The 14,179-nt window shown below is 67.9% G+C and carries 9 protein-coding genes and 1 pseudogene; 7 read left to right on the plus strand and 3 right to left on the minus strand.

Features of this window, described 5'->3' with window-relative positions:
* Positions 1-16: 16 nt before the first annotated feature.
* Complete coding sequence (locus tag N7367_RS12395) at positions 17-2,866, minus strand: pitrilysin family protein (protein WP_053518421.1); 2,850 nt, start codon at positions 2,864-2,866, stop codon at positions 17-19.
* A 415-nt stretch (positions 2,867-3,281) separates the two neighbouring features.
* On the opposite strand from N7367_RS12395, the gene N7367_RS12400 reads away from it, so the two are divergent.
* The gene (locus N7367_RS12400) at positions 3,282-3,758 is read left to right on the plus strand and encodes a hypothetical protein (protein WP_065182052.1); all 477 of its coding nucleotides are present in this window, start codon (positions 3,282-3,284) and stop codon (positions 3,756-3,758) included.
* Positions 3,759-3,827: 69 nt separating this feature from the next.
* Positions 3,828-4,307 carry a tRNA (cytidine(34)-2'-O)-methyltransferase gene (locus N7367_RS12405; protein WP_065182053.1) on the plus strand — a complete coding sequence of 160 codons (480 nt, stop codon included), beginning with the start codon at positions 3,828-3,830 and terminating at the stop codon, positions 4,305-4,307.
* Between the two features lie 141 nt (positions 4,308-4,448).
* On the opposite strand, the gene N7367_RS12410 is transcribed toward N7367_RS12405, so the two are convergent.
* A complete protein-coding gene (locus N7367_RS12410; protein ID WP_053518446.1) occupies positions 4,449-5,612 on the minus strand; it encodes an acyl-CoA dehydrogenase family protein in 1,164 nt (387 codons plus the stop codon).
* A 256-nt stretch (positions 5,613-5,868) separates the two neighbouring features.
* Here N7367_RS12410 and N7367_RS12415 point away from each other — a divergent pair, with 256 nt between their 5' ends.
* Positions 5,869-7,545, plus strand: coding sequence for an electron transfer flavoprotein-ubiquinone oxidoreductase (locus N7367_RS12415; protein WP_128989300.1), 1,677 nt, complete (start codon positions 5,869-5,871; stop codon positions 7,543-7,545).
* Positions 7,546-7,610: 65 nt separating this feature from the next.
* Positions 7,611-8,012 (plus strand): c-type cytochrome, encoded by a 402-nt coding sequence (locus N7367_RS12420; RefSeq protein ID WP_053518416.1) that lies wholly within the window; start codon positions 7,611-7,613, stop codon positions 8,010-8,012.
* On the opposite strand, the pseudogene N7367_RS19385 reads toward N7367_RS12420, so the two are convergent.
* Positions 8,006-11,640: pseudogene (locus N7367_RS19385) on the minus strand (transporter substrate-binding domain-containing protein). The gene N7367_RS12420 and the pseudogene N7367_RS19385 overlap by 7 nt on opposite strands.
* Before the next feature lie 75 nt (positions 11,641-11,715).
* Between N7367_RS19385 and N7367_RS12435 the strand changes: the two are divergent.
* The 3 genes from N7367_RS12435 (at position 11,716) to N7367_RS12445 (ending at position 14,162) form a co-directional block, all read left to right on the plus strand.
* Entirely contained in the window at positions 11,716-12,354 is a 639-nt protein-coding gene (locus tag N7367_RS12435; protein WP_053518414.1) for a response regulator transcription factor, read from the plus strand.
* 188 nt (positions 12,355-12,542) lie between these two features.
* Entirely contained in the window at positions 12,543-12,914 is a 372-nt protein-coding gene (locus N7367_RS12440; RefSeq protein WP_279942493.1) for a glycine zipper 2TM domain-containing protein, read from the plus strand.
* A 123-nt stretch (positions 12,915-13,037) separates the two neighbouring features.
* A complete protein-coding gene (locus N7367_RS12445; protein ID WP_279942494.1) occupies positions 13,038-14,162 on the plus strand; it encodes a phosphotransferase in 1,125 nt (374 codons plus the stop codon).
* Positions 14,163-14,179: the final 17 nt, after the last annotated feature.

Genomic DNA, 14,179 nt, shown 5'->3' on the forward strand with positions numbered 1-14,179 from the left:
CGGGCAGGCCTGTCCCTTACTTCTTGACCGGCTTGCCTTCGGCATCCAGCACGGTCACCTCGCCCAGGTTCAGCGCGCGCACGGCCGCCTCGGTCTGCTTGAGGTCGCCCACCACTACCCAGGTCAGCGCCTGCGGCTTGATCTCGGCCGCAGCCTGCTGCACCTGGGCCGGCGTCATCGCCTCGATCTCGGCCTTGCGACGCAGCACATAGTCATCCGGCCGCTTGAACTGCACGATGCTGCTGATGGTCGCGGCCACCGCACTGGCGGTCTCATAGGCGCCCGGCAGGCTCAGCGTCTGGATGTTGCGGATGCGGTTGACCTCGGCAGCGGTGGCCGGCTTGCTGCCCGTGCTGAACTCGACGATTTCCTTCTGCATCTCGGCCAGCGCCGGGCCGGTCTTGTCGATCTGCACGGGGGCACTGGCCGCCCACGGCCGCTGTCCGACCGAGTTCGGCGCACTGCTGCGCGCGCCATAGGACCAGTGCTTGTCCTCGCGCAGGTTCATGTTCAGGCGCGAGGTGAAGTCACCGCCGATCACACCGTTGGCGATATCGAAGCGGGTCGAGCTGGCGTCACTGGACGGCGGCACCACCTGGCCGGCGAACAGGTTTGCCTGCACCGCACCCGGCTGATCGATCAGGAACACGCGCGGGCCCTTCGGCAGCGCCACATCGGTGGCCGCCTTCACCTGCGGCGCATCGCCCGTGGCCTTCCAGTCGCCCAGCTGCTTGTCCAGCAGGGGCACGATCTCGGCCAGCGTGGTATCGCCAACCACGATCAGGGTGCCATCCTGCGGGCGCAGCCAGTCGCGGTGGAAGTCGACCAGATCCTCGCGGGTGAGGCTGCTGATGGCCGCTTCATCGCCGCTGCCAGTGAACGGAATGGCGTACGGATGGCCTTTGCCGTACAGCAGCGGCGGCAGCACGCGCATGGCCACCGCGTTCGGGTTGACCTTCTCCTGCTGGATGCCGGCGATCCAGGTGGCCTTGACCCGGTCGATCTCGGCCTGTTCGAAGCGCGGCTCGCGCAGCAGATCGCGGTACAGGGCCAGCGATGGCACCAGGTTCTCCTTCAGTGCCGACAGGTCCACGGTCACCGAATCCAGGCCGGCACCGGCGTCCAGGCTGGCACCCAGCGCATCGGCGGCATCGGCGAAGGCCAGCGAGCCGAGCTTGCCGGCGCCTTCGGTCATCAGGTTCATGGTGAAGTTGGCGGTGCCCGGCTTGCGGCCCTGGTCGGCGGTGAAGCCACCCGGGAACTGGTAGCTGAACTGCACCACCGGAATCTCGTGGCGCTCGGCCAGCACCACCTGGGTGCCGTTCTTCAGCGTGGCGCGCTGCAGGGCGGGGAACTTCAGCTGCGGGAATTCACGGGTCTGCGGCACGCCGGCCTTGCGGTCCACCTGCTCCGGCAGAGTGCTGTACTTCGGGTCCACCGCCGGCACGTTGAACGGCTTCGGCGCCTGTGAGGGATCTTCCTTCAGCGCCACGCGCTCGCCCGGTTCGACCACCAGCGTGTGGCTGCCGACGTCCAGCCACTGTGCGCCCAGGCGCTTCAGGTCGGCCGCGGTCGCCTTGTCGATGTTGGCCAGCGACGTGCGGAAGCAGCCCGGGTCGCCGGTGTAGACCGCGCATTCGGCCAGTGCGTCGGCCTTGCCACCGAAACCACCGATGCGCTCGATGCCGCGGATGAACGCTGCGCGCGAGCCGGTCTTGGCACGCGCCAGCTCGTCGGCCGTGGGGCCCTCCTTGATCAACCGGTCCAGTTCTTCGTCGATGATCTTCTCGACCTTGGCCGGATCCTGGCCCTGCTTCACCGTGGCCATGACGATGAAGTTGGAACCCAGCTGCGAGGCGTAGGCGCCGGCGCTGATGTTGTCCACCAGCTTGTCCTGGTGCTGCAGTCGCTGGCTCAGGCGCGAGGACTTGGCGCCGCCGAGCACATAGGCCAGCAGCTGCAGCTGGTCGACGTCGGTGGTGCCGACCTGCGGCACGTTCCAGGCGCGGTAGATGCGCGACTGCGGCACCTTGTCGGTCATCGTCTCGCGGGTGTCGGCCGGGCGCTTGGCCACGTCGACCTTCGGCTGCGCCATGCTCGGACCGGCCGGGATGCTGCCGAAGTAACGGGCCACCTTCTCCTTGGCGGTGGCCACGTCGATATCGCCCGCCAGCACCAGCACCGCGTTGTTCGGGCCATACCAGGTGCGGAACCAGGTCTTGACGTCATCCAGCGAGGCCGCGTTGAGGTCGTTCATCGAGCCGATCACGCTGTGGTGATACGGGTGGCCGGCCGGGTACATCGCACGGTTGAGCTTCTCCCAGGCCTGGCCGTAGGGCTGGTTCTCGCCCTGGCGCTTCTCGTTCTGCACCACGCCACGCTGCTCGTCCAGCGCCGCCTGGTCGATCGCACCGAGCAGATGGCCCATGCGGTCCGACTCCATCCACAACGCCATGTCCAGCGCGGTGGTCGGCACGTTCTCGAAGTAATTGGTGCGATCGGTATTGGTGGTGCCGTTCTGGCCGGTGGCACCCACCTGCTTGAACGGTTCGAAATACTCGCCGTCGTGGTTTTCGCTGCTCTGGAACATCAGGTGTTCGAACAGGTGGGCGAAACCGGTGCGGCCCGCAGGCTCGTCCTTGCTGCCGACGTGATACCAGACGTTGACCGCCACGATCGGCGCCTTGCGATCGGTATGCACGATCACGCGCAGCCCGTTGGGCAGGGTGAACTGCTCGAACGGAATATCGACCTTGGCCGGCGTGACCGTCTTGGCCGCCAGTGCAGGAGTGGGCGCGAGCGTGCCCAGGGCAGTGCTGAGGGCAACAGCGAGCAGTGCAGCACGCGGGCGCAGGGCGAGAGACATTTCCGGATCCTTGGTCACGTTGGTGAAGCCCGATCCTAGCGCGCCCATCCGGGGCCCGGAATCCGCCAGCAGTCACTGGGGGTGTTTGCCCCCGTAGCCGTTCAGGGCCTTGTCGGCGGCCCCCGACAGCAGTCACGTCTCCCCCGCCCCTGCGTCCGGACAGTGTCCGCGCCCCCTCGGATGGACAGGTGTCCGCCCCGCGGACACTTTCCGACGGGAGAAAAACCCTTTCAAATCAATGATTAAAAGTTGGCACGGGGTTTGCTTGGTACTTCCTGCGCCAAGAAGGGCTTCAGACAAAAGCTGACTGAAGACTGAACAAATGCAAGAAATCGAAAATTTCCCTTGCATCCCCCGAATTGGTGTTCTACCTTACTACCACACCACCGCTCAACAACACTAAACAGGCCCCGTCATGAACGCCAAGACCATTGCCATCGCCATCGCCCTGATCGCCGGCACCGCGGTTGTTTCGTCGGTGCAGGCCTCCGAATCCATCAAGACCCTGGCCACCGTGCAGGTTCGCCCGGCCGCCGACCAGCTGGCCCAGCAGGCCTGGGAACAGGCCAGCGGCATTCCGACCCTGGCCACCGTGGAAGTGCGCCCCAGCGCCGACCAGCTGGCCGAACGCGACGGCTTCACCGCCGCCCCCGTCGCCGCCGCCCTGCCGATCACCACCCTGGCCGCGGTGGAAGTGCGCCCGAGCCTGGAACAGCGCGTCGCCCTGGCCGCCGAACTGGAAGCACAGCGCTACGCCGCCACCCTGGCCGCCGCCGCCACCAGCGTCGCCAACCAGGTGATCGTCAACCTGCCGACCCTGCAGGTGCGTCCGAGCGCGGCCGACCTGCAGGCCCTGGCCACCGAAACCGCCCAGGTCCTGCTGCGCCCGTAAGCGGTGCCGCCCTGCCCCGCGCAGGGCGCGCGCCGTAAAGCAGGCCGCCGTCGCAGGTACACTGCGCCGATGAATGCCGCACCCCCGTTCCACGTGATCCTGTTCCAACCGGAAATCCCGCCCAACACGGGCAATGTGATCCGGCTCTGCGCCAACACCGGCGCGCAGCTGCACCTGGTCGAGCCACTCGGCTTCGCACTGGAAGACAAGCAGCTCAAGCGCGCCGGCCTGGACTACCACGAGTACTCGCGCCTGCAGGTGCATCCTGATCTGGACACCGCGCTGGCGCGGATCGCACCGAATCGGTTGTTCGCACTCAGTACCCGCGCCAGCGTGCGCTACGACAGCGTGGCCTTTGAAGAGGGCGACGCCTTCCTGTTCGGCCCGGAAAGCCGCGGCCTGCCGCAGGACGTGCTCGATGCACTGCCGGATGGCCGCCGCCTGCGCCTGCCGATGCGGCCGGACAACCGCAGCCTCAATCTTTCCAACACCGTTGCCGTGGTGATGTATGAAGCCTGGCGGCAGCACGGGTTTGCCGGCGGCGCGTGAGAGGAAGCAGCCGAGCATGGGCTCGGCTCTACACGTACGTGTGACCTGCTTATGGTGGGTGCGGACCTTGGTCCGCACCGATGCCCGGATGCGCGCCGAAGAAATGTGCCGACCAAGGTTGGCACCCACCGGAACCCGCTGTCAGAACGCGTTGATGCCGGTCAGTTCGCGGCCGATCACCAGCTGGTGCACGGTCTCGGTGCCTTCATAGGTGATCACCGATTCCAGGTTCAGCGCGTGCCGGATCGCCACGTGTTCGGTGGTGATGCCAGCCCCACCGAGCAGATCGCGACACTCGCGGGCGATGTCGATGGCCATGCGGCAGTTGTTCCACTTGGCCAGGCTGACCTGCTGCGGCTGCAGCTGGCCGGCTTCCTTCAGCCGGCCCAGTTGCAGGGCCAGCAGCTGGGCGGTGGTGATGCGGCGGGCCATTTCCGCCAGCTTGATCTGCGCGCTCTGGGTGGCGGCCAGCGGGCGGCCGAACAGCACGCGCTCCTTGGCGTAGCCCAGCGCTTCATCCAGGCAGGCGATGGCCGCGCCGATCGGGCCCCAGCTGATCCCGTAACGCGCCTGGGTCAGGCACCCGAGCGGCCCCTTCAGGCCCTTCACGTTCGGCAGGCGGTGGCTGTCGGGCACGCGCACATCGTCGAAGAACAGCGCGCCGGTCAACGAGGCGCGCAGGCTCATCTTGTGCTTGATTTCCTGCGTGGTGAAACCGGCCATGCCCTTCTCCAGCACGAAGCCCTGGATGCCGTCCTCGGTCTGTGCCCAGACGATGGCCAGGTCGGCCACCGGGCCGCTGGTGATCCACATCTTGCTACCGCTGATGCGCCAGTCGCTGCCGTCGCGTACCGCTCGGGTCTTCATGCTGGCCGGGTCGGACCCACCGTGCGCCTCGGTCAGGCCGAAGCAGCCGATCAGTTCGCCGCGTGCCATCGCCGGCAACCACTGCTGGCGCTGTTCCTCGCTGCCGTACGCGTAGATGGGATACATGCACAGCGAGCTCTGCACCGAAACGAAGCTGCGCAGGCCCGAATCGCCGCGCTCCAGCTCCTGGCAGATCAGGCCATAGCTGACCGCGCCGAGGCCACCGCCACCGTATTCGGCCGGCAGTGTCGCGCCCAGCAGGCCCAGCGATGCGATCTCCGGTACCAGTTCGGCCGGGAAGCGCGCCTGGTCGAAGGCATCGCCGATGATCGGCAGCACGCGCTCGTTGGTGAAACGCGCCACGCTGTCCTGTACTGCGCGCTCTTCCTCGCTGAGCAGGGAACGGACATCGAACAGGTCGTACGGATCCAGGGCCATGGCACTCACACGCAGTCGGGACCCGGCCATTGTCGGTCATCCGGGCAGCGCGTGCCGACCAAGGTCGGCTCCCATCCGGCTGCAGGCGTACGCTGCACTGCAGCAATCACGACGTGAACATCGGCGATCTAGCTCGATCACGCCCGTCCCGGTACCCTGACACATTCAAACAACCGTTTCGCCGTGGCTGCACGCGCGATTTCCAGGCAACCGCCGGTGGCCCTGCTACCGGCACTACCCACGAGTCATGCAATCGATGAGCGCTGAAGCCAACGCCCTGCCCCCGCGTGAAGTAATGGAGTTCGACGTGGTGATCGTCGGTGCCGGCCCAGCCGGGCTGGCCACCGCGATCCGCCTGCGTCAGCGTGCGATCGAAGCCGGCCGCGAACTGTCGGTGTGCGTGCTGGAGAAGGGCTCCGAGCCCGGTGCACATGTTCTGTCCGGTGCGGTGATGGACCCGCGCGCCCTGACCGAACTGTTCCCGGACTGGGCCGAACGCGGCGCACCGCTGAAGCAGAAGGTCACCCGCGACGAGTTCCTGTTCCTCAGCGAGACCGGGTCGCGCAGCACGCCCAATGCGCTGCTGCCGGAGTGCTTCCACAACGAAGGCAACTACATCATCAGCCTGGGCGAAGTGACCCGCTGGCTGGCGCAGCAGGCCGAGGCGCTGGAGGTTGCGATCTTCCCCGGCTTCGCCGCCGCCGAGGTGCTGTACGGCGACAACGGCGAAGTGATCGGCGTGGCCACCGGCGACATGGGCATCGAGAAGGACGGCAGCATCGGCCCGGCCTTCGAGCGCGGCATGGCGCTGCATGCGAAGTACACGGTCTTCGCCGAAGGCGCGCGCGGCCACCTCGGCCGCCAGCTGATCGCCCGCTACAAGCTGGACGAAGGCAAGGACCCGCAGGCCTACGGCATCGGCATCAAGGAACTGTGGCAGATCGACCCGGCCAGGCATGAGCCGGGCCTGGTGGTGCACGCCGCCGGCTGGCCGCTGGACAGCGACACCTACGGCGGCGCGTTCCTCTACCACGCCGACGGCGGCAAGGTCGCCATCGGCTACGTGGTCGGCCTGGACTACAAGAACCCGTGGCTGAGCCCGTTCGAGGAATTCCAGCGCTTCAAGACCCATCCGCAGATCCGCAAGCACCTGGAAGGCGGTACCCGCATCGGCTACGGCGCGCGTGCGATCACCGCCGGCGGCCTGCTGTCGCTGCCGAAGACGGTGTTCCCCGGTGGCGCGCTGGTCGGTTGCGAGGCCGGTTATCTCAACGCTAGCCGCATCAAGGGCAGCCATGCCGCGATCAAGACCGGCATGCTGTGCGCCGACGCCGCGTTCGACGCGCTGGCCGCCGATCGCCAGCACGATGAACTGAGCGCCTATCCGCAGGCCTTCGAAGCCAGCTGGCTGTTCACCGAACTGCAGCAGGCCAAGAACTTCAAGCAGTGGTTCAAGAAGGGCCAGACCGTGGCCACGCTGATGACCGGTGTGGAGCAGTGGCTGCTGCCCAAGCTGGGCGTGCGCAACCCGCCGTGGACGCTGCACCGTACGCAGCCGGACCACGCCTGCCTGGAGCCGGCGGCCCAGCACACCCGCATCAGCTACCCGAAGCCGGACGGGGTGCTGACCTTCGACCGTCTCAGTTCGGTGTTCCTGAGCAGCACCAACCACGACGAGAACCAGCCCAGCCACCTGACCCTTAAAGATCCGAGCATTCCGGTGAAGGTGAACCTGGCCGAGTACGCCGGCCCGGAAGCGCGCTACTGCCCGGCCGGCGTGTACGAGTTCGTTGGCGAAGCCGACAACGCACGCCTGCAGATCAACGCGCAGAACTGCGTGCACTGCAAGACCTGCGACATCAAGGATCCCACCCAGAACATCGTCTGGGTGACCCCGCAGGGCGGCGGCGGCCCGAACTACTCGGGCATGTGACCGCAGAGGGCTGCGACCGCGTGTCGCAGCCCGGCCCGCGGCGGCCACGGCTATCCTCTCCGCCCATGCGTGCCTTCCGTCTGCTCCCTGCCCTCGTCCTGCTGCTGGCGTGCAGCGGCTGCCAGCGCACGGCCACGCCACCGGCCACGCCTGAGCAGGCGCGACAACAGGCGATGCAGCGCGCATTCGAACTGTGTGCGGGCTGCCACACGGTGCAGGCCGGTGGCATCCACCGGTTCGGCCCCAACCTGCACGGTGTGATCGGACGCCGCGCTGGCAGCCTGCCCGACTATGGCTATTCGCAGGGCATGCGCCGGGCCGACATCGTCTGGACCGCGCAGACCCTGGATGCCTTCCTGCAGTCACCAACGCAGCAGGTGCCCGGCACGCGCATGTACAACGCGTTTCCCAGCGCCGAACGACGTGCGCTGGTGATCGCTTACCTGCAGCAGCAGTCCGCTCAGTGAGACAGCCCCTGCAGCTGCTGCTGCAGGCGTGACAGGAACGCCTGGACTTCGGCGAACAACGGCGCGCTGTCCACTTCTCCGGCGTCTTCCAGGCGTTCGACCAGGGCATTGGCCTGCGTTGCCAGCGCATGCGCACCCACCGCCCCGAGCCCCCCGGCCTGGCGATGCAGGTGCAGGGCGGCGGCCTCGCGGTCGCCGGCCTGCACCGCACGCTGCACGGCCGCGATATCCACCTCGCTGGCCTGCAGCAGGGTGGCGGCCAGCTGCACGGCGACCGCATGCGAACCGAAGCGCCGCTGCAGGCCCGCCAGGTCCAGCGATGCGTCGCCCTCCACCGCTGCGGACGACTCGGCGGTCGCCTCCGGTGCCACGGACGCCTGCGGCAGCCATCGCATCAACGCCGCGCGCAGCGTAGCCAGCGACAACGGCTTGGCCAGCACCTCATCCATGCCGGCCTCGCGGCAACGTCGCGCGTCGTCGTCCAGCACGCTGGCCGTCAATGCCAGTACCGGCATGCGCGCCTGGCCCTGGCGGCCTTCGCGCTCGCGCAGCAGGCGGGTGAACGCAAAGCCATCGAGAACCGGCATGCGGCAATCGGTGATCACCAGGTCGAAGCGTTCCGACGCCAACCGGTCCAGCGCCTGCTGGCCATCACTCACCAGCACGTGCGGAAGGCCCAGCTGCTGCAGCCGCCAGGCCATCATCGCCTGGTTGGTCGGATGATCCTCGATCACCAGCACGCGGCTCTGGCGCAGCGCGGTCGGCAGCAGCGCCGCCTGCTCGTGCTCGCTCGCCAGCACGGCGACGTCCTCGATGCCGGCTTCCACCAGCGACAGACGCACCTCCGCGCGGGTGCCCTCGCCAAGCGTGCTCTGCAGGGTCAACGTGCCGTCCATCATCTGCACCAGCCGCTGGCAGATGCTCAGGCCCAGGCCGGTTCCGCCGTGGTCGCGCTGGATGTATGCACCGGCCTGGGTGAACGGCGCGAAGAGGTGCTGCAGCTGTTCCGGCGCGATGCCCATGCCGGTATCGATGACGCTCAGGCACAACGGCTGACTGCCATCGGCGGTGGTCGGCCCGAGCACCTCCAGCCGCAGCCACACATCGCCCTGTGCGGTGAACTTGATGGCATTGCTGAGCAGGTTGAAGACGATCTGCCGCAGGCGCACGCCATCCACTTCATGCGCCGCAGCCAGCTGCGGATCGATCTGCACGTGCAGGGCCAGGCCACGCGCGCTGGCCTGCGCCGACATCAGCCGGCACACGCCTTCCAGCAGGGTCCGCAGTGACAATGGCACCGGTTCCAGGCGCAGCGCACCGGCTTCGATGCGCGAGTAGTCGAGGATGTCATCGAGGATCTGCCGCAGCATCTGCGCAGAATCCTCGATCACGGCAAGGATGCGCTGCTGTTCTGCATCCAGCGGCGAGTGCGCCAGCACTTCCAGCATGCCCAGTACACCGCTCATCGGCGTGCGGATCTCATGACTCATCGTGGCCAGGAAGCGTGATTTGGCCTCGGCCGCCTGTTCCGCCTCGATCTTGGCCGCCGCCAGCGCATCGGCCTGTACGCGTGCCTGGGTCACGTCCACCCAGTAGCCGCTCCAGGTGACGGCACCGGCCTCGGTGGCGTAAGGGTGAGCCTGGCTGCGTACCCAGCGCGCGGGCGTGCCGTCATCACCCGGCAGCAGGCGGAACTCGAAGGCCAGCGGCGCGAACTGGCGGGCCGCCTGGTCGATGGCCTGCAGCACGGCCTGGCGGTCGGTGTCCTCGATCCGCGCCAGCAGCGCCTGCGCATCCTGCTCGGCACGCTGCCGCGGAATGCCGAACAGTGCCTGCAGGTCGCCGGCGATGAAGGGGAAGGCCAGGCTGCCGTCCGCGTCGCGACGTGCCTGGTAGACCACCGCAGGCAGATTGTCGGTGACCTCGGCCAGGCGCTGCTCCAGATGGCGGCGACCTCGGCCAGGCGCTGCTCCAGATGGCGGCGACCGGCCACCTCCCGGCGCAGCCGCCAGTGACCGACGCCATGCACCACCGCCCCGGTCAGCAGCACCAGCAGCAGCGGAAGCCCCCAATGCAGCACGGCGTCCCAGTCCACGCCACTGCGATACTCCACGGCCAGCCAGTCGCCCCGCAGCGCCTCATGCTCCCGCGGTGACATCTGCAGCAGCAGGCGGTCGAAGGTGGTCGCCAGGGCGGCATGGCGATGGTCGACAGCCAGCGCCAGCTGGTCGCCGAATCCGGCCGGCGCAAGGATCTGCAGACGGCCCGGGAAGCGGTTGCGCAACAGGTGATCGACCAGGACCAGGTTGCCCACGTAGGCATCGGCCTCGCCGTCGGCCAGCCGCTGCAACGCCTGCTCGCCACTGCGCGCGGGAATGATCTTTGCCCGTGGCGCCTGCTGCAGCACGTAGCCGCGCAGGCGTTCCGGGTCGGACAGCAGCACGCGCTTGCCCTGCAGATCGGCCAGCCCCAGGATCGCCGGGCTGTCGCGCGTGCCGACGATCACGCTCGGCACGCTGATGAAGGGCTGGCTGAACACCCAGTCCGGCCCCAGGTAGCGCGAATCGGTGGGAATGCCCATCACCGCCTGCACTTCACCCCGCAGCGCCTTCTCGCGCACCTCGAACCAGTCATGGCTGGTTTCCACCTGCAGGTTGGCGCCGACCTGGATCAGCCGCCGCAGGTACTCGCTGGTCAGGCCGCTGGGCTGGCCGTCGTCGTCGGTGAACGAAAGCGGCGCGGCATTGGGCGCAAAGGTGATCTTCAACGGCTGCTGCAGCACGCGCTTTTCGGCCTGGCTCAGGGCCAGCTGCGCCGACGCGGACCATTCCGGAGGCCGCAGCCAGCGCTGGGCCAGCGCGTCCCGCTGCGCCTGGCTGGTGGCAGCCAGCGCAAGATCCAATGCCTCGGCCAGCGGTTGCTTGCTGTTGGGGACGCCGAAGTGCGCCCGCTCCGGCGGCAGATCGCTGGGCCGCAGCAGCACCACTCCCTTCAGCTGATGGGCCGCGATCAGCTCGGTGGCGACATAGGCATTACCGATATAGACGTCGGCCTTGTCGTCTCTGACCATCTGCAACGCCGCCAAAGTGCCATTTGCGACAAGTTGTCGAGCGCGTGGAAATCGTGCACGCACCTGCGGTGCGGTCAGGAAATCCTGCTCGATCACGACGCGCAGCCCGTCAAGATCCGGCATCTCCGAAGCACGCAGGTCTCCAGGTCGTCCGACCACCGCCAGTGGCGCTTCGACATAGGCCGAGGTGTAGACCATGCAACGGGTTCGGTCGGCACTCAGGCCGATGTTCATGACCACATCGATCTCGCCCCGGCATGCCGCGTCCAGCACGGATGTCCAGTCCGGATAGCGGCGTGCCTCGACTTTCACGCCCAAACGACGAGCCAAAAGCGACAAGTAGTCCGGTCCCAGGCCGACCTGCTGGCCTTCGTGGATCGACTCGAAAGGGGGCCAACCGCTGTCATACTGCCCGACGACGATGCGAGGGTGCGCGGTCAGGTATTCGCGTTGCAGGGGACTTAACGGCAATGGGCCGGGCGCGAGTTGCGCCCAAGCGACGGCAGGACCCAACATGGCCAGCAGCAGGACCCGCCCGCGAACAGCCCAGCTACGCATCGGCGTTGATCTCCTAGAATCCTGCCAGGAGCCGCGATGGTCGCGGTCCGGCGTGCCCGGTGGTCATACTAGAGCATGAGCTTGCGCATCATCATCGCAGACGACCACCCCGTGGTCCGTATCGGAACCCGCGCCGTCATCGAGTCCAGCGGCGTTGGCCAGGTCGTCGGTGAGGCCGACAGCGCCCAGGCGCTGATGGCGCTGCTGACCAGCCAGCCATGCGACCTGCTGGTCACCGACTATTCGATGCCCGGCAGTCCCCAGGCCGATGGCTTCGCCATGATCGGCATGATCCGGCGCCGCCATCCCGACCTCAAGGTGCTGATGCTCAGCGTTTCCAGCAACCTGGCGATCCTGCGCATGGTGCTCGACAGCGGCGTGCTCGGCCTGGTCGACAAGAGTTCGTCGATGGACGAGCTGCCGCAGGCGATCCAGGCGGTGAACCGCGGCCAGCTCTATATCAGCCGCAGTCTGCGCGAGCGGGTCGAGGCCGCCGGCAGCTGGCGCATGCGCGAAGGCGACGGCAAACCGCTGTCGCCGCGCGAACTGGAAGTGCTGCGGTTGCTCGGCACCGGCATGACGGTGAAGGAGATCTCGGTGCAGCTGCACAAGAGCGTCAGCACCATCAGCCGGCAGAAGGGCGATGCGATGCTGAAGCTGGGCCTGAAAGGCGATGCGGAGCTGTTCGACTATCTGCGTGACGGCAAAATCTGAATCCTGTCCATCCGGCCATTGAACTTTCAGGCAGGCTTCATGCCGCCTGACGCTAGATGAATACGCACGCCGCCCAGTGGCCCACGCAATGTTCCGGCAATCTCCGGGCGCCAGCGTGGTCACTACGGCAGCCAGGGCGCCCGCGCCCTCCCTGCCCACCGTGGCATGCGCCTACAGGAGAACCGAACATGCTCAGTACTTCCGCTCCCAGCTTCCGTGGCGTGGCGATGGCCCTGGCCCTGCTGGCCGGTGTCGCCGTGGTCAGCGACGCCAGCGCCATGTCGAGGAAGGACAAGCGCACCGTCGTCGGTGCGGTGGTGGGCGGCGTCGCCGGCCACCTGATCTCCAATGGCGATCCGGCCGCCACCGTCGGCGGTGCCGTGGCCGGCGGCGCGATCGGCAACCTGACCACCCCGGACCGCCACGACCGTCGTTATGACCGCCGCTACGACCGCGGCTACGACCGGGGCTATGGCTATCGGGACCGCGGTCATGACCGCCGCTGGCGCGACAGCGACCGCCGCTACTACCACGACCGCGGTCGCCACCGCGGCTGGTAACCCTCGCCGGCACTGCCCGGCATCACCGGCAACGGGCGGGTCGATGACCCGCCCGTTTGCGTCCGGGCCGTCCATGGCGTTGAATGCGCAGCCCTGGATGACTCCTTTGCCCCCGGCCCCCGCATGACCTCCACCGCCCACCGCGTGCAGGGCCTCAACAACGATGAGGTCGCTGCCGACTGGCCCGCGATCGATGCAGCCGAGGTTGCCTGGCTGGCCCGCCGTTATCCGGTGCTGGACGCGGACAGCGCCCTGCGTTGGCACAGCCCCCGGCCCTTGTCGGCCGCCGCGCTGGTCGAGGGTACCCGCGGCCGGGTGTTCATCAAGCGCCACCACCGCAGCGTGCGCAGTGCCGCCTGCCTGCAGGAGGAGCACCGCTTCATCGCCCATCTGGACGCTGCCGGCGTGCCGGTGGTGAAGGTTCTGCCCACCGCCGGAGGCGACAGCGCCATCGAGCATGGGCCGTGGACCTATGAACTGCATTCACCGGGGGTGGGTGACGATCTGTACCGCGACGCCGCCTCCTGGACGCTGCTGACAGACACCGCACGGGCGCGTTCTGCCGGACGCATGCTGGCCCGGCTGCATCAGGCCGCCGCCAGCTACCAGGCCCCACAGCGCAGCACGCATGTCCTGGTGGCACGCGACGAGCTGATCCGCGCCGCCGACCCCATCAGCGCGCTGGAAGCGCGTCTTCCCGACCGCCCGGGACTGGCGCGCTACCTGGCGCGGATTCCGTGGCAGGCGCAGCTGCGCCGCGACGTCCTGCCCTGGCATGCCGGCCTGGCCGAGCGCCTGTCCGCCGAGCCGCCGCTGTGGGCGCACAACGACTGGCATGTCTCAAACCTGCTGTGGCGCGACGACGACGTCAGCACCGTGCTGGATTTCGGCCTCGCCTCACCCACCAGCGCGCTGTTCGACCTGGCCACCGCGATCGAGCGCAATGCCGTGGCCTGGCTGGAGCTGGAGCGGGGCCATGAGGCGGTGCGCATCGACATCGCGCTGGCGCTGCTCGACGGCTACCGCGAAGTGCTGCCGTTGTCGGCCACCCGCCTGCACCTGCTGGCGGACCTGCTGCCGATGGTCCACTTCGACTTCGCACTGTCCGAAGTGGAGTACTTCGAAGGCATCACCGGCTCGACGGCGAACGCCGATGTCGCCTGGTATCCCTTCATGCTGGGCCATGCCGCGTGGTTCGCCAGCGCACCCGGCCAGGCCCTGCTGCAGGCGCTGCATGCCGCCGCCTGAAGGGCATCGGCTCGCAA

Origin of the sequence: Stenotrophomonas sp. GD04145 (genome assembly GCF_029835135.1) — a bacterium.
GTDB classification, from domain to species: Bacteria; Pseudomonadota; Gammaproteobacteria; order Xanthomonadales; family Xanthomonadaceae; genus Stenotrophomonas; species Stenotrophomonas maltophilia_P.

What these genes read in the sequence shown, in the direction of transcription:
- N7367_RS12395 (WP_053518421.1), bottom strand. Translation starts at nt 2,866, where the DNA reads ATGTCTCTCGCCCTGCGCCCGCGTGCTGCACTGCTCGCTGTTGCCCTC.
- N7367_RS12400 (WP_065182052.1), top strand. Translation starts at nt 3,282, where the DNA reads ATGAACGCCAAGACCATTGCCATCGCCATCGCCCTGATCGCCGGCACC.
- N7367_RS12405 (WP_065182053.1), top strand. Translation starts at nt 3,828, where the DNA reads ATGAATGCCGCACCCCCGTTCCACGTGATCCTGTTCCAACCGGAAATC.
- N7367_RS12410 (WP_053518446.1), bottom strand. Translation starts at nt 5,612, where the DNA reads ATGGCCCTGGATCCGTACGACCTGTTCGATGTCCGTTCCCTGCTCAGC.
- N7367_RS12415 (WP_128989300.1), top strand. Translation starts at nt 5,869, where the DNA reads ATGAGCGCTGAAGCCAACGCCCTGCCCCCGCGTGAAGTAATGGAGTTC.
- N7367_RS12420 (WP_053518416.1), top strand. Translation starts at nt 7,611, where the DNA reads ATGCGTGCCTTCCGTCTGCTCCCTGCCCTCGTCCTGCTGCTGGCGTGC.
- N7367_RS12435 (WP_053518414.1), top strand. Translation starts at nt 11,716, where the DNA reads ATGAGCTTGCGCATCATCATCGCAGACGACCACCCCGTGGTCCGTATC.
- N7367_RS12440 (WP_279942493.1), top strand. Translation starts at nt 12,543, where the DNA reads ATGCTCAGTACTTCCGCTCCCAGCTTCCGTGGCGTGGCGATGGCCCTG.
- N7367_RS12445 (WP_279942494.1), top strand. Translation starts at nt 13,038, where the DNA reads ATGACCTCCACCGCCCACCGCGTGCAGGGCCTCAACAACGATGAGGTC.